Origin of the sequence: Nonomuraea sp. NPDC049684 (assembly GCF_044465345.1) — a bacterium.
In the GTDB taxonomy this organism is placed as follows: Bacteria; Actinomycetota; Actinomycetes; order Streptosporangiales; family Streptosporangiaceae; genus Nonomuraea.
Map to the genome: position 1 here is coordinate 187,385 of NZ_JBITLO010000006.1, position 25,948 is coordinate 213,332.

At 74.9% G+C, this 25,948-nt stretch carries 22 protein-coding genes; 6 read left to right on the plus strand and 16 right to left on the minus strand.

Going from position 1 to position 25,948, the window contains the following annotated elements:
- Positions 1-2: 2 nt before the first annotated feature.
- Genes ACIBST_RS21250 through ACIBST_RS21280 form a run of 7 tightly spaced genes read right to left on the minus strand, consistent with a single transcriptional unit; the run spans position 3 to position 6,258 of the window.
- Entirely contained in the window at positions 3-677 is a 675-nt protein-coding gene (locus tag ACIBST_RS21250) for an ABC transporter ATP-binding protein (RefSeq protein ID WP_397173808.1), read from the minus strand.
- Positions 674-1,435, minus strand: coding sequence for an ABC transporter ATP-binding protein (locus ACIBST_RS21255; protein WP_397173809.1), 762 nt, complete (start codon positions 1,433-1,435; stop codon positions 674-676). Before ACIBST_RS21255 ends, ACIBST_RS21250 begins: the two co-directional genes overlap by 4 nt.
- 2 nt (positions 1,436-1,437) lie before the next feature.
- Positions 1,438-2,715, minus strand: a complete 1,278-nt coding sequence (locus tag ACIBST_RS21260) for an ABC transporter substrate-binding protein (RefSeq protein WP_397173811.1) — start codon at positions 2,713-2,715, stop codon at positions 1,438-1,440.
- On the minus strand, positions 2,705-3,808 hold the full coding sequence (locus ACIBST_RS21265; protein WP_397173813.1) for a branched-chain amino acid ABC transporter permease: 1,104 nt from the start codon (positions 3,806-3,808) through the stop codon (positions 2,705-2,707). The genes ACIBST_RS21260 and ACIBST_RS21265 overlap by 11 nt, the downstream gene beginning before the upstream one ends.
- Positions 3,801-4,691, minus strand: a complete 891-nt coding sequence (locus ACIBST_RS21270; RefSeq protein WP_397173815.1) for a branched-chain amino acid ABC transporter permease — start codon at positions 4,689-4,691, stop codon at positions 3,801-3,803. Before ACIBST_RS21270 ends, ACIBST_RS21265 begins: the two co-directional genes overlap by 8 nt.
- On the minus strand, positions 4,688-5,458 hold the full coding sequence (locus tag ACIBST_RS21275; protein ID WP_397173816.1) for an ABC transporter ATP-binding protein: 771 nt from the start codon (positions 5,456-5,458) through the stop codon (positions 4,688-4,690). The genes ACIBST_RS21270 and ACIBST_RS21275 overlap by 4 nt, the downstream gene beginning before the upstream one ends.
- Positions 5,459-5,481: 23 nt before the next feature.
- Entirely contained in the window at positions 5,482-6,258 is a 777-nt protein-coding gene (locus tag ACIBST_RS21280; protein WP_397173817.1) for an ABC transporter ATP-binding protein, read from the minus strand.
- A 188-nt stretch (positions 6,259-6,446) separates the two neighbouring features.
- Between ACIBST_RS21280 and ACIBST_RS21285 the strand changes: the two genes are divergently transcribed.
- Positions 6,447-7,649, plus strand: a complete 1,203-nt coding sequence (locus ACIBST_RS21285) for a PucR family transcriptional regulator (protein ID WP_397173819.1) — start codon at positions 6,447-6,449, stop codon at positions 7,647-7,649.
- Between the two features lie 95 nt (positions 7,650-7,744).
- Here ACIBST_RS21285 and hutH read toward each other — a convergent pair whose 3' ends face one another.
- From hutH to ACIBST_RS21310, 5 genes are all read right to left on the minus strand, one after another.
- Positions 7,745-9,454, minus strand: coding sequence for a histidine ammonia-lyase (hutH, locus tag ACIBST_RS21290; RefSeq protein ID WP_397173821.1), 1,710 nt, complete (start codon positions 9,452-9,454; stop codon positions 7,745-7,747).
- Between the two features lie 106 nt (positions 9,455-9,560).
- Positions 9,561-10,346: an ABC transporter ATP-binding protein gene (locus tag ACIBST_RS21295; protein WP_397173823.1), complete on the minus strand. Its 786-nt coding sequence runs from the start codon at positions 10,344-10,346 to the stop codon at positions 9,561-9,563.
- Positions 10,336-11,448, minus strand: coding sequence for a FecCD family ABC transporter permease (locus tag ACIBST_RS21300; RefSeq protein WP_397173825.1), 1,113 nt, complete (start codon positions 11,446-11,448; stop codon positions 10,336-10,338). The genes ACIBST_RS21295 and ACIBST_RS21300 overlap by 11 nt, the downstream gene beginning before the upstream one ends.
- On the minus strand, positions 11,441-12,517 hold the full coding sequence (locus ACIBST_RS21305; RefSeq protein ID WP_397173827.1) for an ABC transporter substrate-binding protein: 1,077 nt from the start codon (positions 12,515-12,517) through the stop codon (positions 11,441-11,443). The genes ACIBST_RS21300 and ACIBST_RS21305 overlap by 8 nt, the downstream gene beginning before the upstream one ends.
- Positions 12,518-12,653: 136 nt before the next feature.
- Positions 12,654-13,253 (minus strand): hypothetical protein, encoded by a 600-nt coding sequence (locus ACIBST_RS21310; RefSeq protein ID WP_397173829.1) that lies wholly within the window; start codon positions 13,251-13,253, stop codon positions 12,654-12,656.
- Positions 13,254-13,463: 210 nt separating this feature from the next.
- Between ACIBST_RS21310 and ACIBST_RS21315 the strand changes: the two genes are divergently transcribed.
- Positions 13,464-14,072 (plus strand): hypothetical protein, encoded by a 609-nt coding sequence (locus tag ACIBST_RS21315; protein ID WP_397173830.1) that lies wholly within the window; start codon positions 13,464-13,466, stop codon positions 14,070-14,072.
- A 25-nt stretch (positions 14,073-14,097) separates the two neighbouring features.
- On the opposite strand, the gene ACIBST_RS21320 is transcribed toward ACIBST_RS21315, so the two are convergent.
- Positions 14,098-15,822: a phosphatidylglycerol lysyltransferase domain-containing protein gene (locus ACIBST_RS21320; RefSeq protein WP_397173832.1), complete on the minus strand. Its 1,725-nt coding sequence runs from the start codon at positions 15,820-15,822 to the stop codon at positions 14,098-14,100.
- Positions 15,823-15,900: 78 nt separating this feature from the next.
- On the opposite strand from ACIBST_RS21320, the gene ACIBST_RS21325 reads away from it, so the two are divergent.
- The 4 genes from ACIBST_RS21325 to ACIBST_RS21340 all read left to right on the plus strand — a co-directional run bounded on the left by ACIBST_RS21325 (position 15,901) and on the right by ACIBST_RS21340 (position 22,406).
- Positions 15,901-16,989, plus strand: coding sequence for an alpha/beta hydrolase (locus tag ACIBST_RS21325; protein WP_397173834.1), 1,089 nt, complete (start codon positions 15,901-15,903; stop codon positions 16,987-16,989).
- Positions 16,990-17,050: 61 nt separating this feature from the next.
- The gene (locus ACIBST_RS21330) at positions 17,051-18,235 is read left to right on the plus strand and encodes an amidohydrolase family protein (RefSeq protein ID WP_397173836.1); all 1,185 of its coding nucleotides are present in this window, start codon (positions 17,051-17,053) and stop codon (positions 18,233-18,235) included.
- Positions 18,232-19,494 (plus strand): M20 family metallopeptidase, encoded by a 1,263-nt coding sequence (locus ACIBST_RS21335; protein ID WP_397173838.1) that lies wholly within the window; start codon positions 18,232-18,234, stop codon positions 19,492-19,494. The genes ACIBST_RS21330 and ACIBST_RS21335 overlap by 4 nt, the downstream gene beginning before the upstream one ends.
- A gap of 110 nt (positions 19,495-19,604) precedes the next feature.
- Entirely contained in the window at positions 19,605-22,406 is a 2,802-nt protein-coding gene (locus tag ACIBST_RS21340; protein WP_397173839.1) for a glycoside hydrolase family 2 TIM barrel-domain containing protein, read from the plus strand.
- A 63-nt stretch (positions 22,407-22,469) separates the two neighbouring features.
- Here the strand turns inward: ACIBST_RS21340 and menC are convergent, their stop codons facing one another.
- From menC to ACIBST_RS21355, 3 genes are all read right to left on the minus strand, one after another.
- Entirely contained in the window at positions 22,470-23,570 is a 1,101-nt protein-coding gene (menC, locus tag ACIBST_RS21345) for an o-succinylbenzoate synthase (RefSeq protein ID WP_397173841.1), read from the minus strand.
- 130 nt (positions 23,571-23,700) lie between these two features.
- Positions 23,701-24,255 (minus strand): acyclic terpene utilization AtuA family protein, encoded by a 555-nt coding sequence (locus ACIBST_RS21350; RefSeq protein WP_397173843.1) that lies wholly within the window; start codon positions 24,253-24,255, stop codon positions 23,701-23,703.
- A 70-nt stretch (positions 24,256-24,325) separates the two neighbouring features.
- Positions 24,326-25,903 carry a Na+/H+ antiporter gene (locus ACIBST_RS21355; protein ID WP_397173845.1) on the minus strand — a complete coding sequence of 526 codons (1,578 nt, stop codon included), beginning with the start codon at positions 25,901-25,903 and terminating at the stop codon, positions 24,326-24,328.
- Between the last annotated feature and the right edge of the window lie 45 nt (positions 25,904-25,948).

A 25,948-nucleotide genomic window follows, 5' to 3' on the forward strand; every position in this document is an offset into this window, starting at 1 on the left:
CCTCACCCCCGCCGGGGCGCCCGCAGGTCGGCGACGCGGCCCGACTCGGCGAGATAGGCCCGGTGCGCCACCTCAAGAGCCGCCGTCACGTTGTGCTCGACAATGATCATCATGGTCCGTTCGCGCTGGTTGATGGCGTGGATGGTGCGGAAGAGGCGGATCTCGGCCTGCGCTGACAGGCCGAGCGTGGGCTCGTCCAGGAGCAGCAGGCGGGGTCTGGCCATCAGCGCCCGGCCGATGGCCAGCATGCGCTGCCCGCCGCCGCTCAGCGTGGCGGCGGGCTGGTTCAGGTGCGCCTGGAGCACGGGGAAGTAGCTGAACACGCGGGCGACGTCCTGCGCGACGCCGCGCCGCGGCCACGGGCGGGCCAGGGCGCCGACCCGCAGGTTCTCCTCGACGGTGAGCGGGCCGAACGTGCCGCCCTCCTGCGTGACGTGGGCGACGCCGAGCCTGGCGAGCTCGTCGGGGGCCCGGCCCGGCAGCGCGACCCCGTCGAGGGTGGCGCTGCCGCGCGCCGCGGCCAGCCCGGACAGCGCGCGCAGGAGGGTCGTCTTGCCCGCGCCGTTCGGGCCGAGCAGCACGGCGATCTCGGCGTCGCCCACGTCGAGGTCGACGCCGTGCAGCACGCGGGCCGGGCCGTACCCGGCGCGCAGGCCCCGTACCCGCAGGCCGGTCATCGGACCACGCCCAGGCAGGCGGCCACGACCGCCGGATCCCGCCGTACGGCCTCGGCCGGACCGTCGGCGATCTTGCGTCCCAGCTCGAAGCAGACGATCCGCCGGCACAGGTCCAGGACGAAGTCCATGTGATGCTCCACGACGACGACCGTGATCCCGCGCTCGCGGTGCAGCTGCCTGATCAGCTGCGCGAACGCCGGCACCTCGCCGGGGGCCAGGCCGCTGACCGGCTCGTCGAGCAGCAGCAGCCGCGGTCCGGCCGCCAGCGCCCTGGCCACCTCGACCAGCTTGGCCGGCCCGTACGGCAGGCCGGCGGCCGGATGGTCGGCGTGGCCGGTCAGCCCGAACCTGGCCAGCAGCTCGTCGGCCGTCGCGCGCAGCCGCCGCTCCTCGGCCGCGGCCCGCCCGAGCGCCGCGGCCCAGAACCCGGCCCGGCCGTGCCGGTGGGCGCCGGTCATGACGTTCTCGCGTACCGACAGGCCGGGGAACAGGGCCGGACCCTGGAAGGTGCGGGCCACGCCGCGCGCGGCCACCAGGTGCGGCGGCAGGCGGGCCAGGTCCTCGCCGCCGAGCAGCATCCGGCCCTCGGCCGGCTCGCACCGCCGGGTCAGGCAGTCGAACAGGGTGCTCTTGCCCGCGCCGTTGGGCCCGATGAGGCCGACGAGCTCGCCCTCGCCGACGGCCAGGTCGATGCCCGACAGGGCGGTGACCCCGCCGAAGCGCACGGTGAGCCCGCCGACCTCCAGCAGCGCGGCCACGGTCAGCCCGCCGCCGGCACGGTGTACTTCGCGGCCAGCTCCGACACCGCCGCCTCCTTGAGGACGACGGCGCCGCCCACCGCCTGCTTGTCGGGCTTGACCACGTAGGAGGCGCGCGAGGCGGGCCGGTCGAAGACGCTGAAGTCCATCGGCGTGCCGCCCAGCCCGGCCTCCCACGACTTCTGCGACCGGTGGGCCGCGACGATGCCCGCCCGGCTGAGGTCCTTGGCCTGGCACGCCTTGCGCAGCGCGTCGCCGACGATGATCGCCGCGGTCCAGCCCGCCGCCACGCCGCTGTCCAGGGGCTGGCCGGCGTACTTGGCCTGGTAGTCGGCGATGAGCTTGGCGTAGGCGGGCAGCGGCGCGCTGATCGGGGCGCCCGCGGTCACGTAGAAGAAGTCCTTCAGCAGCGCCGGCGCGGCCGGGGTGGCCAGGAGCTGCGGGCTGTAGGCCGAGTTGCTGCCGACGAACGGCACGTCCATCCCGGCGGCCAGGGCCACGCCGACCAGCGAGGCCGCCTGGCGCGGGCCCACCGAGACCAGCACGGCCCGCACGCCCGCCTTCTTGAACGCCGCCACCTGGGCGGTCATGTCCTGGTCGGTCGCCTTGATCTTCTGCTCGACCAGCGTGAGCCCCAGCTCGCCGGCGGCGTACTTGGACCCGGCGAGCGCGCTCTCGCCGTAGTCGCCCTCGAAGTACAGGTGGCCGATCCGGTCCCCGGCCTTGACGCCCTTCTCCTTCACCAGGAAGTCGACGGCGTTGATCATGTCCACGTCGTAGGTGGTGCCGGTGACCTGGATGGCCTCGCTGCCGAGCAGGCCGGTGGCCCAGGCCATGGGCAGGGTGAGGATCTTGTCGGCGGTGATCCGGTCCTTGAGCGCGGTGACCATCGGCGAGCCGATGAACTGCGGGATCGCGGCCGTCTTCGGCGCGACCTCGGCGTAGGCGGCCATCGCCTTCTGCGCGTCGTAACCGTGGTCGCGGACGATCGTCTCGATCTTCCTGCCGCAGACGCCGCCGCCCTGGTTGACCTGCTCGAAGTAGAGCTGCTGCGCCTGGGTGAGGCTCTTGCCGAGCGAGGCGTACGGGCCGGTCAGGTCGGTGAGCAGGCTGAGCGTGATCGTGCCGGCGGTGACGCCGGGGCCGGTCCTGACGCCGTCGCCGCCGGCGGCGGTGGCGGTCGCCTGGCCGCCGCCGGTGGCCTTGCCGCTGGCGCAGGCGGTGGCCGCCAGCCCCAGCGCCAGCAGCGCGGCCAGGACGGCCGTGCGGTTACGGGACATGTGAGCTCCTGGTCTTCGGGGACGGATCCGGTGACGGTGAAGCGGACGGGCGGCGCCCCGGTGACCGGCGGCGCAGGACGCGCGGCAGGCCGAGCAGACCGCCCGGGAGGAAGAGGACGACGGCGACGACGGCGGCGCCGTACAGGATGCGGGCGGCCTCGGCGGGGGACAGGCCGCCGCCGGAGCCGGACGGCGACACCAGGGGGATGGCGTCGCCGTAACGGGTGAGCAGCTGCGGCAGCAGGGAGACGAAGACGGCGCCGAGCACCGCGCCGCCCACCGAGCCCAGGCCGCCGATGACGATCATCGCGAGGTAGTCGAGGGAGAGCAGCATGCCGAAGTAGTCGGGCACGGTCCGCTGGAAGACCAGGGCCAGCAGCACGCCGGCCAGGCCGCCGTACATGGACGACAGCACGAAGACGCCGGCCCGGTAGCGGGTGACGGGCACGCCCATCACCCCGGCCGCGATCTCGTGGTCGCGGATCGTGTTCAGCGCCCGGCCGGGCCGCCCGCGCAGCACGCCGCGGGCGAACAGCGCGGCGCCCAGCAGCGCCAGGCCGCCCAGGAACCACAGCCGCTCCAGCGCGCCGAACGGCACGTCCATGACGACCAGCTCCGGCCCGTCGGCGAAGGCGAACCCGAGGACCTCCATCGCCGGGACGGCCCGCCCGTTGAACCCGCCGGTGACCGGCCCGGCGTTGAACAGCAGATGCTGCCCGCCGAAGATCAGCGCCAGCGTGGCGATGCCCAGGTAGGCGCCCTTGAGCCGGCCCGCGATCGGGCTGAACAGCCCGCCCGCGACCCCGGCCAGCGCCACCGCCAGCACCGCGGCCAGCGGCGCCGGCAGGCCCAGGCCGCCCAGCGACGCGGTGGGCTCGGCGGCCAGGTAGACGTAGGCGTAGGCGCCGACGGCCAGGAAGAACGCGTGGCCCATGGACAGCTGCCCGGTCGCCCCGGTCAGCAGGTTGACGCCGATCGCGCCGATCGCGGCCGCCATCGCGAACAGGCCCGCCTGCAGCCAGAACCCCTCCAGGTAGAACGGCACGGCGACGAAGAGGGCCAGGGCCGCCAGTGACCCGACAGTCCTAGACACGGGCCCGCTCCCGCGTCCCGAACAGCCCGGCGGGCCGCAGCAGCAGCACGACGACCATGACGAGGAACGGCGCCACGTCGCCGATCCCGCGGCCGAGGAAGGCCAGGTCGTTCTGGTAGCCGGTGGTCAGGGCCTCGGTGACGCCGACGATCAGGCCCCCGGCCAGCGCGCCCGTGGTGGAGTCCAGGCCGCCGAGTATCGCGGCGGGGAAGGCCTTCAGCGCGGCCAGCGAGGAGCCGCGGTCCAGGCCGGGCGTGGGGAAGACGCACAGGAACAGCGCGGCCACCGCGGCCAGCGCCCCGGCCACGGCCCACGCGCTGACCGAGACCCGGCCGAGCCGCACGCCCATGAGCGCGGCCGTCTCGGGGTCCTCGGCGGTGGCCCGCATCGCCACCCCCCACCCGGTGTACTTGAACGCCAGCAGGAACGCCGCGATCAGCACCCCGGCCACGACCAGCGCGACGACCCGGGTCTCGGCGACCGTGACCGCTCCGAGGCGCAGCACCCGCGAGCCCCACGGGTCGCCCATGGCCAGCACCTCGGTGCCGATCCGCCGGGTGAGCTCGGTGGTCAGCACGATGTCCACGCCGATGGTGACGATGGCCAGCACGCTGTGCGAACCGGCCTTCGAGCGGCGGATGACCAGGAACTCCACCAGCGCCCCGATGACCACCGCCGCCGCGACCCCGGCCAGCAGCGCGGGCCAGAAGCCGAGGTGGGGGTGCAGCCGCGCCACCACGTACCCGCCGGCCAGCAGCAGCGAGGCGTGCGCGAAGTTCACCACCTCGGTCGCCTTGAAGATGACGACGAAGCCCAGCGCGATCAGCGCGTAGACGGCCCCCAGCGAGACCCCGTTGACGAGCAGCTCCACAAAAGTGATCACTCCGTCTCCTCCACGCCCAGGTACGCGCCGATGACCGCCGGGTCGTTCTGCACCTCGGCGGGCGGCCCGTCGGCGATGCGGCGGCCGAAGTCCAGGACGGTCACCCGGTCGGCCAGCCGCATGACCATGCCCATGTCGTGCTCGACCAGCAGGACGGAGACGCCCAGGCTCTCCCGCACCGACCTGATCAGCCCGGCCATCTCCAGCCGCTCGCCGCCGTTCATCCCGGCGACCGGCTCGTCCAGCAGGAGCAGGCGTGGCTCCATGGCCAGGGCTCTGGCCAGCTCGACCCGCTTCTGCACGCCGTACGGGAGCAGCCCGACCGGCGTGTCCAGCACCTTGGCGAGCCCGGCGAAGGCCGCGATCTCGGCGACCCTGGCGGCGTGGGCGCGCTGCTCGCGGCGCGCCCGCGGCAGGCCGAGCCCGGCGGAGACGAACCCGGCCCGGGTGAGCCGGTGGCGGCCGAGCAGCAGGTTGTCGCGCACCGGCTGGTGCGGGGAGAGCGCGATGTTCTGGAACGTGCGGGCGACGCCGAGGGCGGCGATCCGGTGCGGGCGCAGCGCGGTCAGCTCGCTCGCGCCGAACCTGACGCTGCCCGAGGCCGCCCGGCAGACGCCGGACAGCACGTTGAAGCAGGTGGACTTGCCGGCGCCGTTGGGGCCGATGAGCGCGTGCACGGTGCCGGGCGCGACGGTGAAGCCGACGCCGTCCAGCGCCGTCAGGCCGGCGAAGCGGACGGTCACGTCGCGCACCTCCAGGGCGGGCATACCATCCGGTTGGTATGTCGGGGTCACGCGGACCACCTCGACAGTCCGGCCCTGGCCTGCGGGGCCGGGGCGCCGTCGGCCACGCCCAGGTAGCGGCGGCGCACCTCGTCGCCGGCGGCCAGCTCGGCCGCGGGCCCTGCCAGCGCGACCGCGCCGACCTCCAGCACGTACGCGTGGGAGGCCAGCGACAGGGCCGTGGCGACGTTCTGCTCGACGAGCAGGATCGAGGTGCCGGCGGCGTTGATCGCCCTGATCGTGGCGGCGATCGTGGCGGCCGCCCGGGGGGCCAGGCCGAGCGTCGGCTCGTCCAGCAGCAGCACCGACGGCTCGGCCATCAGCGCCCGGCCGATGGCCAGCATCTGCTGCTCGCCGCCCGACAGCAGCCCGGCGCGCTGGTGCGCGCGCTCGGCCAGGACGGGGAACAGCTCGCGCACCCGCCGCCTGGCCCGCACGGCGGCCGCACGCGGCGTGCCCAGGCCGCCGGCCCGCAGGTTCTCCTCCACCGTCATGCGGGCGAACACCCGGCGGCCCTCGGGCACGTGCGTGACGCCGCGCCGCACCACAGCCGCGGCCGGCTGCCCGTCCACCCGCGCCCCGGCCACGGTGACGCCGCCCGCGGCGATCCGGCCCCGGTGGAACCGGAGCGTTCCCGAGACCGCCCGCAGCAAGGTCGTCTTCCCGGCGCCGTTCGCGCCCAGCACGGCCACCACCGCCCCGGACGGCACGCTCAGTGACACGCCGTCCAGCGCCCGGACGGGACCGTAGTCCACCACCAGACCGTCCACGCTCAGCTCGGCCATTCGTCTTCCTCACAGGACCCCATGGCGGCCCACCCAAACCGGCGGGCGGGGCCGCCGTCCAGATGCGGGGGCGAAGTCGGGCTCGCTGCCCACCGCGGCCGGGGGCCCGTTGTGCAGCCGCACAACGCGAGGTCACAAAACGCTACAGAGCCTTGTTCTGGAACGGCGGCCGGTGGCAGCCTCGGGGAATGCGTCCCCCTACGGTCGTGGACGAGGACGTCCGCCAGACGTTACGCACCGCAGCCAGGGCACTGCTCGAACGCCTGCCCGAACTGACCGGCGAGCTGGTCGCCAGGACGCGCGGCGGCGACGACGTCTACAGCGCCTGCGTCCCCTACGACGAGCACTGGAAGAGCACCCTCGAAGGCGTGCGCCTGGGCCTGACCGCGATCCTGCAGGAGCCGTCCGAGCGGCGCGACCTGGTCTTCACCCGGTCGATGGCCCAGCGCAGGGCCGAGCAGGGCCTGCCGCTGGAGTCGCTGCTGCGCATGTACCGCCTGGCCGGCCAGGTCACCTGGTCGGCGATCGTGGACCACATGGAACGCCAGCGTCCCGAGCGCCTCGACGTCCTGGTCCGCGCCGCCAGCCACGTCTGGCACGCGATCGACCGGCAGTCGCTGGTCGCCTGCGACGTCTACGGCCGGCGCGAGCAGGAGATCCTCGGCCGCAGCAAGGAACGCGTCAACGCGCTGCTGGACGCCCTGCTCGACGGCACCGCCGACGCGGGGGTGGTGCGCGCCGCCGCCGACTCCCTCGGCCTGCCCGAACGCGCCCGCTACGCCGTCGTCACCGTGCGCTTCCCCGGCGGACGCCACCACGACGACGTCCGGCTGCCCGCGAGTCTGGGCGCGCTGCGGCTGCTGTGGCGCATGCGCACCGGCCATGAGGTCGCCGTCGTCGCGCTCGGCCGGGCCGGCCTGGACGACCTGTGCCAGGAGCTGAGCCTCATCGTCAGCGGCGTGGCCGGCGTCAGCCCCGTCGTCACCGGCCTGGACGAGCTGGGCACCGCGCACGAGCTGGCCTCCCTCGCCATGCGCACCTGCGCCGACGGCGGCCCCGAGATCGCCCGCCTGGACGAGCGCGTGCCGGCGGTGCTGATGATCAGCCGGCCCGGCGTCACCGCCCACCTCGTCGAAGGCGCGCTCGGGCGGCTGCTCGCCCTCGACCCGGCCGACCGCGACACGCTGCTGACCACCCTGGAGACCTGGCTGGCCTGCGACGGCTCGGCCGCCAGGGCCGCCGGCCGGCTGTTCTGCCACCGCAACACGATCATCAACCGGGTCCGCCGGATCGAGCAGCTCACCGGCCGCTCGCTCACCCGCCCGCGGGACATCGTGGACCTGGCGCTGGCCCTGGACGCGGTCCGCCTGCTGCCCCCGCCCGCCATGTGAGCCCCCGCCGCCGGCTTGACCGGCCCGGTCCTGTACGGCGCGAAGCAGCGCATTCTCTCCCGCTGCTGGGACTGCCTCTCACCCGTCCCCGGACGTCACCGGGCGGGGTACGGCGTCAGGCCGCCCGCGTGCACCAGCGCGATCGTCCGTTCCAGGTCGGGGGTCAGGTAACGGTCGTCGCCCAGCGGCGCGACGTAGCGCCTGAGCTCGTCGTGCAGGGCGCGGGTCGCCGTCCCGAGCGGCAGGCCGGCCATCTTCGCCGCGATCAGGTCGATGCCCTGCGCCGCCAGCAGGTACTGCACCGCCAGCACGATCTCCAGACGGTCGAGGTTGGCGTGCAGGTCGCGGGCCGAGGCCATGGCCATCGTGTTGTGGTCCTCCTGGCCGTCCTTGACCGGACGCGACAACGTGCCCGCCGGATGGGCCCTGACCTGCATCTCGGGGACCACCGCCGCGGCCACCGACTGCGCCTGGACCATCCCCGAGTTCAGGCCGACGCTCCCGCCGGCCAGGTTCGCCGGCAGGCCGTAGCTCCAGCGGGGCGACAGCAGGCGTCCGGACAGCTCCTGCGACAGGACGCCGAGGTCGGTGATCTCGGCGTTCAGGCTGTCGGCGAGATGGCCCATGATCGAGCCGTCCCAGTTGCCGCCCATCACGAACTCGTAGCCGGGGCCGCGCTCCCGCCGGAAGACCAGCGGGTTGGAGGCCGAGGAGTTGGCCTCGCGCGCCAGCGTCCGGCGGAGGGAGGCGAGCACCTGGCGCAGCCCGGCCATGATGTGCGGGGCCGCGCGCACCGAGACCGCGTCCTGCACCCGCGGCTCGTAGTTCGCCGGGTCGAGCCGCCTGCGGCCTTCCTCGGTCATCCAGCCGGAACCCGCGACCATGGCCCGCAGCCGCGCCGCGACCGCGTCCTCCTCCGGGATGTGCCGCTCGCGGTGCGTCCGCGCGTCCAGCGAGCCGCGCTCGGCCCTGGTGGCCTCCATGAACAGGGCGAAGGCCCCCTCGGCCTGGTCGGCCAGCACCGTGGCCCGGTGCACGGCGTGCATCAGCGTGGCGGCCAGCACCGTGCTGCCGCTGACGATCGGCAGCGCCTCCCCGGCCTCGAAGGTGAAGCTCGCGGGCAGTCCGGCCCGCGGCAGCATCCGCGAGGCGGGCCCGGTCTCGCCCCGGAAGTGCACCGGGGCGTCCTCGCCCAGCGCGGCCAGCCCGGCCGCCGCCTGAGGCTGGAGGTCGCCGGTGCCGAGCGAGCCGATCTGCGGCATCACCGGCACGACCCCGGCGTTCACCAGGGACAGCAGCCGCTGCGGCACCTCGGGCCGTACGCCCATCTTCCCCCTGGCCATCTGGTTGGCCTTGAGGACCAGGGCCAGCCTGACCACGTCGTCGGGGAAGGCCGGGCCGACGCCCGCCGCGTGCGAGCGCAGCACGTTGCGCTGGAACTGCTCGGCCTCCTCCGGCGAGAGCGGGCGGTCCTTCAGCGGGCCGAGCGCCTGGTTCCAGCCGTACACCCGCTGGCCGCTCAGGGCCGCCAGCGCCCCCGCCCGCGACTGCGCCATGCGGGCCCGCGCGGCGTCCGACACCCGCGCGAGCACCGGACGGCCGGCCAGGATCGCGAAGGCGTCCCGCAACGCGAACCGGCCGCCGTCCAGCACCAGGTCCAGCACCGGCGCCCGCGCGGGCGCCGGCGCCGCGACCGGGGGCGCCACCGGGGGAGGGGCCGGGACGGCGACCGCCCGCTCCGGCACGCACACCGCCGCGAGCAGGCCGACCCCGGCGGCCATCCGTCCTGCTTTGCTGATCGACACGGTCCCCCGGCCCCTTCACCACGAAGATCCACTCCGCTCCGTTATAACCGGCCGGACGGGCGGCGCCGGGCACGGCTCCGCACCGGGGGACGAGTGCTGACCGGCCCTAGGGCAGGCGCTTACCTCCCGCCCTGGACGCCACCGCGACGTGCGGCCGCCCGGTGATCGGATGCGGCCCCACATGGGCCAGGACGCCGAAGACCTCCTCGATGAAGGCCGGGGTCAGCACCTCCAGAGGCGGCCCCTGCCCGGCGACCCGGCCCTCGCGCAGCACGACGATCCGGTCGGCGTAGGCGGCGGCCTGGTCCAGGTCGTGCAGGGCGGCCAGCAGCGTCAGGCCGAGCGAGCGGATCAGGTCCAGCAGCAGGAGCTGGGAGCCGACGTCCAGGTGGTTGCCCGGCTCGTCCAGGATCAGCAGCGGCGCCTCCTGGGCCAGCGCGCGGGCCAGCAGCACGCGCTGCCGCTCGCCGCCGGACAGCGTGGTCATCAGCCGGTCGGCCGCCCAGTCCATGCCGACCCGCTCCAGGGCCGTGGCGACCACCGCCCGGTCGCCCGCGCTCTCCCGGTCCAGCGCCCGCTTGTGGCTGTGCCGCCCGGCCGCGACGACCTCGGCCACGCAGAACCCCTCTCCGGCCGGGTTGTGCTGCGGCAGGACCGCCCGCCGCCGCGCGGCGTGCCGGGGCCGCATCCGCCACAGGTCGTCGCCGTCCAGCCGGACGACGCCGCCCGACGGGCGCAGCGACCGGTAGACCGTGCGCAGCAGCGTGGACTTGCCGCTCCCGTTCGGCCCGACCAGCGCCACGAACTCGCCGGGCCCGGCGCTCAGCGTGACGTCGGTGACGATGGGCCGCGCGTCGATGCTCGCGCTGACGCCCGCGAGGTCAAGCCGCATCGCCGCCGCCTCCCGCCCGCCGCCTGCGCAGCAGCCACAGGAAGAACGGCACGCCGAGCCCCGTGGTGAAGATGCCCACCGGCAGCTCGTTCGGCCGGTCGGCGATCCGCGCCGCCAGGTCCACCAGCACCAGGAACACCGCGCCGGCCAGCAGCGAGACCGGCAGCACCCGGCGGTGGTCGGCGCCGACCACGAACCGGACCATGTGCGGGACCATCAGGCCGATGAACCCGATGCCGCCGACCACGCTGACCACCGTCGCCGTCAGCAGCGACCCGGCCGCCAGCAGCCCGATCCGCAGCGCGGCGACCGGCACGCCGATCGCGACCGCGGACTCCTCGCCGGCCAGCAGCGCGTTGAGCGCCCGCGCCTGCGAGGACAGCCAGGCCACGCAGCACACCACGAGCAGCGCGGGCACGCCCAGATCCGCCCAGGACGCCCCGGCAACGCTGCCCATCAGCCAGAACATCATGCCCTGCAGCTCGGTCGGGTTGAGCTGGAGCTGCACGAACGTGGTGGCCGCCGAGCACAGGTAGCCGACGGCCACGCCGGTCAGCACCAGCCACGAGTCCAGCAGCCTGCCGGAACGCTGGGACAGGACGTACACCACCAGCGCCGACAGCAGCGCGGCGGCGAAGGCGGCCCCCGTGACGCCGAGCGCGCCGGTCAGCCCGGCCAGCGCGCCGCCCCCGAGCGCGGGCACCAGCACGGCCCCCAGCGACGCCGCCGACGACACGCCCAGCACGTACGGGTCGGCGAGCGGGTTGCGGACCAGCGCCTGCAACGCGACCCCCGCCACCGACAGCGCGGCCCCGGCCAGCGCGGCCAGCAGCGCCCGGGGCGTGCGGATCTCCCACACGACCTGCGCCAGCAGCGGATCGGCCTGCTCGCCGCGCCCGGTCAGGTACGCCCACACCACCCCCCACACCTGGTCCGGCGGCAGGTTCACCGACCCGGCGGAGATCCCGATCACCAGGGCCACGACCAGCGCGGCCCCGAGCCCGGCCAGCAGGAACCCGGTCGCCCGCCCGGACACCGCGTGCGGCCGCCGCGGCGGGACGGGGACGGTGCGGCGCGGCGGCGCCGCCAGCGTGTCAGCCACCGGGATGCACCACCTTGGAGATCTTCTCCACGGCCCAGGCGTTCAGCGGCCCGAGATAGACGCCGTCGGAGACGACCGTGTAGGTCCTGCTCCTGGCCGCGGCCCAGTGGGGGTAGGCGGCGAACAGCTTCGCCGCCGCCTCCGCGCCGTTCTCCTCGGGCGTGAACAGCCCGACGACCAGCACGTCCACCTGGGCGGTGGCGAGCTGCTCGCGGTTGAGGGTGCGCGTCATGTCGGCGGTCTGGCCGGCGAAGGCGTTGACCCCGCCGGCCGCCCTGATGACGTCGTCGTAGATGCCGCCGGTCATCACGGCGGGCAGGCCGTTGGCGTTCATCATGGCCATGCCGGGATAGGCGATCAGCACCTTCCTGGGCGGCAGCGCCGCCACGCGGGCCCGTACCGACTCCACCCGCGCCCGCAGCCGCCCGATCAGGTCGAACGCCTTGCGCTGCACGTCGAACACCCGTCCGAGCAGGCTGAGGAACTCCAGCGAGGAGTTGATCGACTGGTTGCGGTAGGCGCGCTTGTCCTGCTCGGTGGCCTGCGGCTTGCCCATCGCGCAGTTGACCGGGTTGACCAGCGAGGTGATGCCGGCCGCGGCGAGCTGCTCGCGGGTGGCGAAGCCGCGGGCGGGGTCGAACCCGCCGGACCAGGTGGAGACCACCAGGTCCGGCTTGAGCTTGAGCACCTGCTCGGCGGGCACGTCGAAGTTCTTGTTCATGGTCAGCCCGCCGGTCGGCAGCGCCTTGATGCGGGCCGTCATGGTCGGGTCGTCGGAGACGCCGTAGCTCTGGGCGTTGGCCAGGATGCTGCGCTCCAGCCCGAGCAGCAGGAAGCTCTCCACCTCGCCGACGCTGGTGCCGTTCAGGATCAGGACGCGCTGCGGCGGGCGGCGGAAGGTGACCCGCGTGCCGCAGTTGTCGAAGGTGAGGGGGTAGACGGTCCGGCCGGCGGACGCCGGCGCGGCGGTGGCCGCCTCGCCGCCGGTTTCCGCGGGCGGCGTGCCGCAGGCGGCGGCCAGCAGCACGAGCGCGACCGCCGAGGCCCGGCGGGTACGGGAAGGTCTCATGGGGTGATGTCCTCTGAGTCGAGTCCGTAAGGCGCGCACGCCGACCGGCCCCACGGCGGGGACGGGCACGGCGGCGAGCCGGGATTGTCGTCGGAGGAACCGCGGCGGACGGGCGCGCGAAGGACCGCGGGCGCGCCTAGGCGGGCAGGCCCACGACCGTCGGACGGACCGGCCTCAGCGGCTCCGGTCCACCCGCGGGCGGCCCGCGCAGCACCAGCACGTGCCGCAGGAACAGCCGCACGCGCGCCGTGACGTCGTCGCGCCCGCCCACCGGCGTGCGCGCCGGCGCGGCCCACCCGGCCACGACGAGGAACAGCACCAGCAGCGGGCGCAGCACCCACCCGGCCAGCTCGCGGACCAGGGCGCACAGCCCCGACTCCACCCAGCGCAGCCAGACCGACGTCAGCAGCACGCTCGCCGCGTGCACGAGCAGCATCCCGAACCCCGGGGCGCCCGTGTCGTGCGCGTGGACCACGCTCGCGGGGGCGGCGACGGGCGCGGGATGGTCGCAGCTCAGGGAGAGCAGCAGGTGCAGGACGACCTGCGAGGCGCCCGTCGCGGGCACGATGGCGGGCAGGGTGCGCTCACGCCCGGTCAGCGCCAGGGCCGGCGCGAGGACCAGCAGGAAGCCCGCCAGCAGCGCCCCGGGGTCGAAGCAGCCGCCGCCCGCCAGGTGGGCGAGCGCGGCCAGCGCGGCACACGTGCCGGCGAAGCTCGCCGCACGCAGCCACCGCACCAACGACCATGGACCCATCGAGGCCAGATCCTCCCACACGCCCGGCCCGCCCGCTCCGCACGGGTGCGCGGACCGGGAGCCGGGGGCGCGTGCTCACCGGTGGGGTGTGCGGCGTGGCCGGGGCGGCGTACGCTCCGGTTGTGACCCTCCGGTTGACTGCTCCGCCGCCTGACGACCGCTCGACGACGAGGGCTCCGTGAGGAGCCGCACATGACCGGCCTCGGCCCGCGCGCGGTCCTCGTCCCCGACCTGGGCGAAGACCTGGCCCGCGCGGTGGGCGAGCTGGAGAGGCTGCTGCTGGTGCTGCGCGCCGCCGAGTCCGTGGGCTCGCCGCTGCCCGGCCCGCTCGCCGGCGGGATCGCGCTGACCGCGCTGCGCCGGCTCTGGCGCGCGATCGGCCCCACACAGGGCAGGCGCGCCGCCGCCGCCCGCCTGACCGGCCGCCTGTACGCCCCCGGCGGCCAGGTCGAGCACGTGCCGCTGCGCCTGGTCGACGTCGACCCGCTCGACGTGGCCACCCTGTCGGCGGCCGCGGTGGCGCTCGGCCTCGGCGCGGTCGGCAAGGGCGTGGTCCGCCAGGCCCTCGACGCCGTGTGCACCGGCCTGCCCGCCACCGAGCTGGTGTCGTCGGCCGCCCGCTTCACCGGGCTGCTCGACCTGGCCGACACCGCCGACTCCATCGTCCTGCGCGAACGGCTGGCCGCCGCCGGGCCGGGCGCCGACGTCGTCCTGACGCCGGAGGCCGAGCGCGCCTACCAGGCCACCGCCGGCCGCCTCAACACCATGTGGCCCGCCACCGGCACCGCCGCCTCGCCCTGAACCGCGCCCGGGTCACGGGCCCGGTTCACGGCGTCTGGGGAGCGGCCGCGGCGCGGTCGTGCGTGAAGGGCCGGGGGAGGCGCAGCCGGGCGCGCAGCGGCAGGCCCGACGGGATGAACGCCTCGGCCTGGAGCGCCGCGACGCCGATCCTGGGCATGTCGCGGGCGGTCGGGTAGACGACGAAGCGCGGCTCCCAGATCGGCCGGAACTTGGCGTTGAACCGGTACAGCGACTCGATCTGGAACCAGTGCGACAGGAAGACCAGCACCGACCGCCAGGCCCGCAGCACGGGCCCCGCGCCGAGCCGGTCGCCGCGGGCCAGCGTCGAGCGGAACATCGCGAAGTTGAGCGACACCTGCGTGATCCCCAGCGACGGCGCGGCCTGCAACGTCTCGGCGATCAGCAGCTCGTTCAGGCCCGGGTCGGCGTCGCGGTCGCGGCGCATCAGGTCCAGCGAGACGCCCCGCCTGCCCCACGGCACGAAGTGCAGCACGGCCTTGAGGTCGCCGTCCTTGCAGGCGGTGGCCACCAGGCACTCGGCGTCGGCGGGGTCGCCGAAGCGGCCCAGCGCCATCGAGTAGCCGCGCTCGGTCTGGGTGCCGCGCCACAGCCCGGCGGCCCGGCGGATGCGCTCCTTCTCCTCCTCGGCCACGTCCCGGGCGCGGCGCACCCGGCAGACGTACCCGGCGCGGCGGGTGCGGTTGACCATCTGCCGCACGTTGCGCATCGCGCGGCCCTCCAGCGTGAAGCCGTCGACCTCGACGATCGCCTCGTCGCCGATCTCCAGCGCGGACAGCCCCGCGACCTTCGTCCAGACCTCGCCGCCCGTCTCGCCGCAGCCGATGACGGCCGGCACCCAGGCGTGCCGCCGCGCCTCGGCCATGAACGCGACGATCGCGGCCGGCCACGCCTCGCGGTCGCCGATCGGGTCGCCGCTGGCCAGCATCACGCCGGAGACCACCCGGTAGGCCACGGCCGCCTTGCCCGACGGCGAGAAGATCACGCTCTTGTCCCGGCGCAGCGCGAAGTAGCCGAGCGAGTCGCGCTCGCCGTGGACGTCCAGCAGGTCGCGCAGGCGGCGTTCGTCGTCGGCGGTCAGCTCGGCGGCCGGCCGTTCCGGGCGCAGCGCCAGGTAGAGCGTCGTCACGGCGGTCAGCGCGCCCAGCGCGACGAGGGAGAAGTAGACCAGGTCGGAGACGCGTTCCACGGTGAACGTGACCGGCCCCTCGATGCCCGCCAGCCCCAGCGCCACGTGCTCCAGCCGCTCGGCCACGCCCGGACGGCCCACCAGCGCGCCCGGCCGGACGCTCACGATCAGGTAGCCGAGCCCCATGTCGATCGCGCCGAGCACGAGCAGGTTCCACAACGCCCGCCAGCGCGAGCGCGGGTCGGGCAGCGCCGTGAACTCCCGCCTGCCGGCCACCAGCACGGCCAGCAGCACGACGCTGATCGCGGCGGTCACCGGCCGCAGGTGCAGCACGCCCATGACGGCGCTCACCGGCAGCAGCACCACCACCGCCCGCCAGGCCCGCACCTTCCCCCGGCGCAGCGCGTGCGCGATCATCACCAGCATGATGCCGACCACCAGCGACGTCGCCCGCGCCACGGTCGTCACCGTCCCGGGCAGCAGATCCGACCACTGGCCCATCCGCGTGTGCTCCAGCCGCGGCGCGACGGCCTTGGCGATGTCCAGCAGGCCGATGACCAGCGACGCGTAACCCGCCAGCGCGGGGATCCAAGGACGCTTCACAAACACCGATTCAAGCCCCTGCCGGTTAATCTCGCCGTTAACCACGCGCTTACGCCGGGCGGGATATTCCTGCTGTTCATGGGACTGACCTCGATCGCGCTGCTGGTGACCGCCGCGGTGCTCGCGGCGGCCGGGCTCGCGGCCACCGTCTGGGTGTGGCCGCGGCTGGCCGGGCGGGGCCTGCCGCCGCTGCTGGGCCGGGCCGGCCTGCTGGCGGGCTGCCAGGCGCTCACCGTGGCGGCGCTCGCGCTGCTGGTCAACTACTACTTCGGCTTCTACTCCTCCTGGGCGGACCTGCTCGGCGCCGACACCGGCGCCGCCCAGATCACCGTCGCCGGGGCCGCGGCCGGGCTGCGGGTGCTGGACAGCCGGGCGGTGCCGGGCGGGCGGATCGAGGAGGTCGTCCTGCCGGGCGCGACCACGCGCCTGAGCGAGGAGGCGTACGTGTTCCTGCCCTCGGCCTACTTCAAGGACCCCCGGCGCAGGTTCCCCGCGATCCTCGCCCTGACCGGCTACCCCGGCGACCCGCGCAACCTCATGACCCGGCTCGACCTGCCCGGACGGCTGGCCCACGCCATCGCCCTGCACCAGGTCGAGCCGGCCGTCCTGGTGATGATGCGGCCGAGCGTGGTGCTGCCGCGCGACACCGAGTGCGTGGACGTGCCGGGCGGCCCCCAGGCGCTGACGTACTTCGCCACCGACGTCCGGCAGGCCGTGACCGCGCACTACCGGGCGGCCCCCGGCCGCAACTCCTGGGGCGTGCTCGGCGGCTCGACCGGCGGCTACTGCGCGCTGAAGCTGGCCATGAGCCGCCCCGACGCGTTCTCCGCCGCCGTCTCCCTGTCGGGCTACTACAAGACGATCGTGGACGGCACCACCGGCGACCTGTTCCACGGCGACCAGGCGCTGGCCGACCGCAACGACCTGATGTGGCGCCTGGCCCGGCTGCCCGCGCCGCCCGTGGCCGTGCTCGTCACCAGCAGCAGGAAGGGCGAGGCCGACTACCTGCCGACCGAGCGCTTCCTGAACGCCGTCAAGCCGCCCATGCGGGCCTCGTCGCTGATCCTGCCCAGCGGCGGTCACAACTTCAACACCTGGAACCGGGAGCTGCCGCAGGCGCTGCCGTGGCTGGTCCAGCAGCTCGCCGTGCCCGCCGCGGCCCCCTAGCGAGGCGCCCGATCGGGGCCGGGGGGTTCGTCCGCGCGCCCACGGGGGAGTAGATCTCTCCGTGACCGACGTGTACGCCACCGCCGCAGACCTCGACCTCGCCCCGGCCGGGTTCGTCCGGGCCATCGAGGAGCTGCCGCTGGTCGACCACCACGTGCACGGCGTGGTGCCGCGCGACCTGTCGCGCACCGCGTTCGAGGAGCTGATCACCGAGTCCGACCGGCCGGTGCCGGAGTGGATGACGCAGTTCGACTCCCCGACGGGGTACGCCATCCTGCGCCACTGCGCGCCCGTCCTCGGCCTCGAACCGCACTGCACGCCGGAGGAGTACCTGGCCAGGAGGGCCCGGCTGGGCGCCGCCGAGGTGAACCGGCTGCTGCTCGGCGCCACGAACGTGGCCCACTACCTGGTCGAGACCGGCTACCGGGGCGAGGAGCTGGTGGGCCCGTCCGGCATGGCCGAGCTCACCGGCGCGCCCGCCGACGAGGTGGTGCGGCTGGAGACGGTGGCCGAGCAGGTCGCGGCCGGCGGCTGCGACGCGTCCTCCTTCGCCGACGCCTTCGCGCGGGAGCTGTGGGAGCGCACCGGCGGCGCGCGCGGGCTCAAGAGCGTCGCCGCCTACCGCCACGGCCTCGACCTCGACCCCGAGCCGCCGAGCCGGGCCGAGGTCGCCGAGGCGGCCGGGCGCTGGCTCGGGTCCGGCGGCGGTAAGCTGACGGAGCCGGTGCTGCTGCGGCACGTGATCTGGGCCGGGATCGAGCGAGGGTTGCCGATCCAGTTCCACACCGGCCTCGGCGATCCCGACCTCGACCTGCGCCGGGCCGATCCGCTGCTGCTGCGCGGCCTCGTCGAGCGCGCCGAGCCGACCGGGGTGCCGCTGGTGCTGCTGCACTGCTACCCCTTCCAGCGGCACGCGGGGTTCCTCGCGCAGGCCTATCCCAACGTCTACTTCGACGTGGGGCTCGGCGTGACCTACACCGGGGCCCGCAGCGTGGCGCTGGTGGCCGAGAGCCTGGAGCTGGCGCCGTTCGCCAAGATCCTCTTCTCGTCCGACGGGTGGGGGCCGGCCGAGCTGCACCACCTCGGCGCGGTGTTGTGGCGGCGGGCGATGGCGCGGGTGCTCGGCCGGCTCGTGCTGGACGGCGAGTGGTCGGCCGGGCAGGCGATGCGGGTGGCGGCGATGGTCGGGTCGGACAACGCGCGACGCGTCTACGGACTGGGAACACGGGAGGAGAGCACGGGGTGAACGACTTCGGGGGCCGTACGATCAACAGGCCCGTCGACGGAGCCGTCATCGGGACCGGCGGCGTGGACGGCGCCGCCTACGCGGCGCTGCGGGAGGGCCTGCTGCGGGAGCTGCCCGCGGCGCAGGCGCTGCGCCGCGAGCTGCACGCGGCGCCCTGCCTGTCGGGACAGGAGGGCCCGACGCTGGCCCGGCTGCTCGACGCGCTGCCCGCCGGGCAGGTCGAGCACGTCGCCGGCACCGGCGCGGTCCTGCGCGTCGGCGGTCCTGGCCCGGCGATCGGCGTACGCGGCGAGCTCGACGCGCTGCCCCTGACCGAGCGCACCGGAGCCGAGTGGGCCGCCCCCGAGGGCGCGATGCACGCCTGCGGGCACGACGTGCACATGGCGGCCGTGGTCGCCCTGGCCAGGACCCTCGACCGGCTCGGCGCCGACCCGCCCCTGCTGGTCGTGCTGCAACCGCGCGAGGAGGGCTTCCCCTCCGGCGCCTCCGACGTCGTGGGGTCGGGCGCGCTGCACCGCCACCAGGTCGGCGCCATGATCGGCGCGCACGTGCAGCCCCTGCTGGCCGAGGGCACGGTCGCCTCCGTGCCGGGGGCGGTCAACGCCTCCTCCGACGAGTTCAGGGTGGTCGTCAGGGGCGCGGAGGGCCACGCCGCCTACCCCCACCTCACCAGGGACCCGGTGGTGGCCATGGCGCAGGTCATCGTCACCGCCCAGCAGGTCGTCAGCCGGGTCGCCGACCCGATGACGCCCACCGTGGTCACCTTCGGCACGGTCAACGCCGGCACCGCGCCCAACGCCGTGCCGGGCGAGGCCGTGGCCAGGGGGACCCTCCGCGCGATGTCCGAGAACTGGCGCCAGGAGCTGCACGAACGCTTCACCCAGGTGGTCGAGGACGTCGCCAGGGCGTGCGGCTGCGTGGCCGAGGTGACGATCCTGCCGGGGGAGCCGGTGCTGGTCAACGACACCGGGCTGGCCGTGCGCGCCGGCGGGCTGCTGCGCGGCCAGGGCTGGACCGTGGACGGCGGCCTGCGCTCGTGCGGGGCCGACGACTTCTCCCACTACGCCTCGGTCGCGCCGTCGCTCATGATGTTCGTCGGCGTGGACACCGCCGCCGGCCTGCACACCCCCGAGTTCCTGCCCGGCGACGCGGCCGTGGGCGCGGTGGCCGAGAGCCTGCTGGCCGGCTACCTCGCGGCCGCCTCCGCGCTGCCCGGCCCGGCCGGCGCGAACGGGATCCTGTTCTCCAGGAACGCCTGAGACCGGTCCCTGCCGGTGCCGTTCCTCCAACAACCCCGGCAGGGAAGTCCAAGCACCACCGGACGGGGCATCGCTGACGGAACCACCATCAACCCCTAGTGTCGGAAGGGATGGATCTCGAAACCTTCGCCCCCGGTTCGGGCCGTCTCGAACCCCGCGCGGCACTCCGCTCCGACGCCCCCTCCCTCGACCTCGACGGCCTGTGGCGCTTCCGGCTGTCACCCGTGGCCGACGTGCCCGACGACTTCGCCCGGCCCGGCTTCGACGACTCCGCCTGGGACGAGCTGCCGGTCCCGGCCCACTGGCCCCTGCACGGCCACGGCGCCCCCGCCTACACCAACGTCTCCTACCCCTTCCCCGTGGACCCGCCGCACGTCCCGGACGAGAACCCGACCGGCGACTACCGGCGCGCCTTCGACCTGCCGGACGGCTGGCGCGGCGGCAGGCTGCGCTTCGAGGGCGTCGACTCCTTCGCCAGGGTCTGGCTGAACGGCCACGAGCTGGGCTTCTCCACCGGCAGCAGGCTGCCCGCCGAGTTCGACGCCGGGCCGTGGCTGCGTCCGGGACGCAACGTGCTGGCCGTGCGCGTGCACCAGTGGTCGGCCGCCAGCTACCTGGAGGACCAGGACATGTGGTGGCTGCCCGGCATCTTCCGCAGCGTCACCCTCACCCGGTCGGCCGCCGACGTGTTCGTGCACGCCGCCCACGACGGCCGGCTGTCCTTCGAGGCCGCCGAGGGCCTGCTGAGCATCCCCGAGCTCGGCGTGCGCGACCTGGAACCCGGCGTCGAGATCACCGTCGGGGCCGAGCCGTGGACCGCCGAGACGCCCCGCCTGTACGAGGCCGTCCTGACCACCCCGCACGAGACCGTACGGCTGCGCGTCGGCTTCCGCACCGTCTCCGTCGAGGACGGCGTGCTCCTGGCCAACGGCCGCCCGCTGCTGCTCAAGGGCGTCAACCGGCACGAGTTCCATCCCGACCACGGCCGCGCGGTCCCGTACGAGACCATGCGCGAGGACGTGCTGCTCATGAAGCGGCACAACGTCAACGCCGTCCGGACCAGCCACTACCCGCCGCACCCCGGCTTCCTGGACCTGTGCGACGAGCTGGGCCTGTGGGTCGTCGACGAATGCGACCTGGAGACGCACGGCTTCGGCCAGGTCGGCTGGCGGCGCAACCCCACCGACGACCCGCGCTGGGCCGACGCCCTGCTCGACCGCATGCGCCGCATGGTCGAACGGGACAAGAACCACCCCAGCGTCATCATGTGGTCGCTCGGCAACGAGGCGGGCGTCGGCCGCAACCTCGCCGTCATGGCCGCCTGGACGCGCCGGCGCGACCCGTCCAGGCCGCTGCACTACGAGGGCGACTGGTCGTGCGCCCACACCGACGTCTACTCGCGCATGTACGCCACCCACGCCGAGGTCGAGGCCATCGGCCGCGGCGAGGAGGACCCGCTCGACGACCCCGCCCTGGACGCGCGGCGGCGCGCGATGCCGTTCCTGCAGTGCGAGTACGCCCACGCCATGGGCAACGGGCCCGGCGGCCTGGCCGAGTACCAGGAGCTGTTCGAACGTTTCCCCAGGCTGGCCGGCGGGTTCGTGTGGGAGTGGATCGACCACGGCCTGACCGACCCCCGCCACGAGTACGCCTACGGCGGCGACCACGGCGAGCCCGTGCACGACGGCAACTTCGTCATCGACGGGCTGGTGTTCCCCGACCGCACGCCCTCCCCGGGCCTGCTGGACCTGAAGAAGGTGTTCGAGCCGGTGCGGTTCGCGTTCGGCGACGGCGTCGTGCGGGTGGTCAACCGGCACGACTTCCGCGACCTGGCCCACCTCGCCTTCGAGGCCGTCGTCGAGGACGACGGGCTCCCCGTCGCGCGGTTCCCGCTGGCGGTGCCGCCGTCCGGCGGCGAGGTGAGGCTGCCCGACCCGCCCCCGCCGGCGGACAACGTGGGGGAGCGCCGGCTCACCGTCCGCGCGACCCTGGCCGGCGACCAGCCCTGGGCCACCGCGGGCCACGAGCTCGCCTGGTCCCAGACCCGCCTGCCGAGCCCCGCCCTTCCCGCCGCCGTCACCGGTGCGGGCGTCCGGCCGGAGACGTCCGGCGGGCGGCTGAGGCTGGGCGGCGGCGAGTTCGACCCGCGCACCGGCCGCCTGCTGCGCCTGTTCGGCCTCGACGTCGACGGCCCGCGCCTCGACCTCTACCGCGCCCCCACCGACAACGACCGCTACGGCGGCCTGGGCCGGAAGTGGCGGCAGCTCGGGCTGCATCGCCTCACCCACCGCGTGGACGGCGTGCGGACCGGCGACGGCCTCACCGTCGAGACCAGGGCCGCCCCCGCCGCCACCGACCTCGGCATGCGCGTCACCTGGACGTGGACCGCGCCCCGCGGCGACGCCCTGGACCTGACCGTGGACGTCGAGCCCGAGGGCGAATGGCGCGACCCGATCCCGCGCCTGGGCGTCCATCTCGCGCTGCCCGGCCGGCTCACCCACGTCACCTGGTACGGCCGGGGGCCGGGGGAGGCCTACCCCGACACCGGCCTGGCCGCCCGCGTGGGCCGCTGGAGCGCCACGATCGACGACCTCCAGACGCCCTACGTCCACCCGCAGGAGAACGGCCGCCGCGCCGACGTGCGATGGGCCGAGTTCGGCGGGCCGGCCGGGACGCCCGGGTTCCGGGTCGCGGGCGAGCCGGCGTTCGGGCTGACCGCGCGCCGGTGGAGCACCGCCGAGCTGGAGGCCGCCCGCCACCGCCCGGACCTGGTGCCCGGCGACCGGGTGCACCTCCACCTGGACCTCGCCCAGCAGGGCATCGGCACCGCCACCTGCGGCCCCGGCGCGCTGCCCCGGTACGACCTGCACGCCGCCCCGGCCACCCTGCGCCTGCGCTTCACCCGCTGTTGACCCCGCAGGGCGCCGGCCGGGGTCGGGTGACCCCGGCCGGCCCCGCCCTCCAGGACGGGCGCCCTACAGCGGGATCCACTCCGTGGCCGTCGTGACCTCCTCCAGCACCGACGGGATCGGCTCGACGCCGAGCCCCGGCCCCGTCGGCACCTGCAGATGGCCGTCCACCAGCTCGAACGGCTCGGTCACGTCGGTCGCGTAGTAGCGGCGCGACCCCGAGGTGTCGCCGGGCAGCGTGAAGCCCGGCAGCGCCGCCAGCGCCACGTTGGCCGCCCGCCCGAGACCGGTCTCCAGCATGCCGCCGCACCACACCGCCACGCCGTTGGCCCGGCACAGGTCGTGGATGCGCCGCGCCTCCAGGTAGCCGCCGATGCGGCCCGGCTTGATGTTGATGATCGAGCACGAGCCGAGCTCGATGGCGGCCGCCGCGTGCTCGGCCGACTCGATGGACTCGTCCAGGCAGATCGGGGTGCGCAGCTGGCGGGCCAGCCTGGCGTGCTGGACGAGGTCGTCGTTGGCCAGCGGCTGCTCGATCAGCAGCAGGTCGAACGCGTCGAGCCGGGCCAGCCGGCGGGCGTCGGCCAGCGAGTACGCCGCGTTCGCGTCGACCTGGAGCAGCAGGTCGTCGCCGAAGCGCTCGCGCACCGCGCGCACCGGCTCGACGTCCCAGCCGGGCTCGATCTTCAGCTTGATGCGGACGTACCCCTCCTCGACGTAGCCCGCCACGGCGTCGAGGAGCTGCGGGATCGAGTCCATGATGCCCACCGACACCCCGCACGGCACCCGGTCGCGGGCCGCGCCCAGGAAATGGCCGAACGACTCGCCGGAGGCCCGCAGCTGCGCGTCGAGCACGGCGGTCTCCAGCGCGGCCTTGGCCATGCGGTGGCCCTTGATCGGTTCGAGCGCGCGGCCGACGCCGTACGCGTCCAGGGTGGTGGGCAGGGCGGGCAGCAGGAAGCGGCGCATCACCTCGGCGGCGCCGTCGACGTACTCGGAGGAGTAGAGCGGCTCGGACATGGCCACGCACTCGCCCCACCCCTCGGCGTCGGGGGTCACCACCCTGACCAGCAGGACGTCCCGGGCCGTCTCGGTGCCGAACGACGTGCGGAACGGCGCCACCAACGGCATCGCGATCCGGCGCAGCTCTACTCCTGTGATCTTCACACTCTCTCCAACTCGGTCGGCGCGCAGGTGCTCCCTGGCGACCGTACGACATGGGGTGACATCTGGGGTTCGTGCCAGGCGACCAAAGGCCGGCGGTTCTTCGTCGCCGAGGCCCATGGCCACGACGGCCTCAGACGACGAGGCCGGGGGTGCGGGCGATCCGGATCCGGCACGGCGTGTCCTGGCTGAGCCGCACCGCCTCCAGCGGCACCGTCACCTCCGGCGTGCGGTACCGGCCGCCGGAGAACGCCGCCGCCACGCGGGCCCGTACCGACTCGGCCGGCATCTGCCCGTCGATGGAGCCGGCGCCGTCGCGCCCGATCTCCGCCACGCACGCGCCCGGCTGCGTGGCCAGCGCCAGACCGGCCACCGTCGCCCCGGCCAGGGCCGACACGTCGCGCCTGGTCCAGCCGTAGTGCCACATGCCGGCCGCCACCACGGGCGCGGCCGGGCAGGCGGGTTCGGTGATCACCACGTCGAGACCCTGGAGCAGCGCGGCGGCGATCTGTTCGGCGCCTATGAGCGCTCCGGACCCGATCCGCAGGCCGGGCAGCTCGGGCAGCGGGCCGCCGAGCGTGTAGATCAGCTTGATGCCGGTGGTGAAGGGGCCCGGACCGCTGTCGTGCCAGCCACAGGCCACGACGCCGACCGACGGGGCGGCGCCCAGCGTGCCGATCCGCAGCATAAGGAAATGACTACCCTCTGCGGCCCCCGGTCACACACCGTCAACCCTCCGGGCGGCGGATCGGGGCTGGTCAGCGCATGCTCCGGGCGTCGAGGGCGCGCAGCACGCGGGAGACCACCTGGGGGTCGGCCCGCGGGTCGCGGCGGGCGTCCAGCACGGCCTGCCGGGCGGCCGACATCATCTCCTCCTGCACCCGCCGCACCAGCCGGGCCCGCCGCGCCCGCTGCTCGAACGCCTCGCGCCGCTCGTCGTCGGCGGCCTCGGGGCTGATCCGCAGCCCGAGGTCCATCATGCGCCGGCCCAGCAGCTCGACCACCTCCTCGGGCAGGTCCTCGGCCTCGTCGATCTCCCGCAGCCGCCGCTTGGCCGCGTGGGCGGCCCGGATCGCCAGGCGCTTCTCCAGATCGCGCTCGGCCGCCGTGTCGGCCTTGACGCCGAGCCGCGCCACCAGCCACGGCAGCGTCAGCCCCTGCACCACCAGCGTCACCAGGATGACCGCGAACGCGATGAACACGATCACCGGCCGCTGCGGGAACGGCCGCCCGTCATGGATGCGCAGCGGGATGGCCAGCGCCAGCGCCACGGACGCCACGCCGCGCATGCCCGCCCACCACATGACGACGGTCTCGCGCCAGCTCATCGGCACCTCGGTGTCCTCGCGCCGCCCCTTCTTGGCCAGCCAGGCGGCCGGCAGCAGCCACAGCAGCCGGACGACCACGACGACGCCCACCACGGCGGCGCTCCACCACAGCACCTCGCCGAACCGCCCGTGGACCGTGCCGAACACCGTGTGCAGCTCCAGCCCGATCAGCCCGAACGCGACCCCCGTCACCAGCGTGTCCACCACCTGCCAGAACGTGGACGAGGCGAACCGGCCGAACACGTCGTCGGCGTCCCACATGCGGTCGCTGAGGTAGAAGGCGGTGGTCAGCACGGCCAGCACGCCCGAGCCGCGCAGCTCGTCGGCCACCGCGTAGCTGACGAACGGCACCACCAGCGACAGGCCCACCTGCAGCGTCGCGTCGCCCAGCAGCGCCATCAGCTTCCCGGCCGCCCAGCCCAGCGCGAACCCCGCCGCCACGGCCACCCCCGCCGACAGCGCGAACTCGCCCAGCGCCCCCGGCCAGGAGAACACGCCCGTGACGACCGCCGCGACCGCCACGTGGTAGAGCACGATCGCGGTCACGTCGTTGAACAGGCCCTCGCCCTCCAGCAGCGACACCATGCGCCGCGGCAGGCCCAGCCGCCCGGCCACCGCCGTGGCCGCCACCGGGTCGGGCGGCGCGACCAGCGCGCCCAGCGCCACCGCCGCCGCCAGCGGCAGGCCGGGGACGAGCGCGTGCGCCGTGGCCGCCACGGCCGCCGTCGTCACGAACACCAGCGCCACGGCGAGCAGGAAGATCGGCTGCCAGTTCGCCGCGAACTGCCGCCACGACGTACGCCGCACCGCCGCGTACAGCAACGGCGGCAGCAGCAGCGGCAGCACGATGCCCGGCGGGATGTCCACGTTCGGCACGAACGGCAGCACTGCCAGCAGGATGCCCAGCAGCGTCATCAGCACCGGCGCGGGCAGCCCCAGCCGCTCGCCCAGCGGGACCGTGACCAGCGCGCCCAGCAGCACCAGCATGAGCAGCACGAACTGGTCCACGACGCCCCCCCGGTGATCGTCGTCACCCAGCGTAAGCGCAGGCCG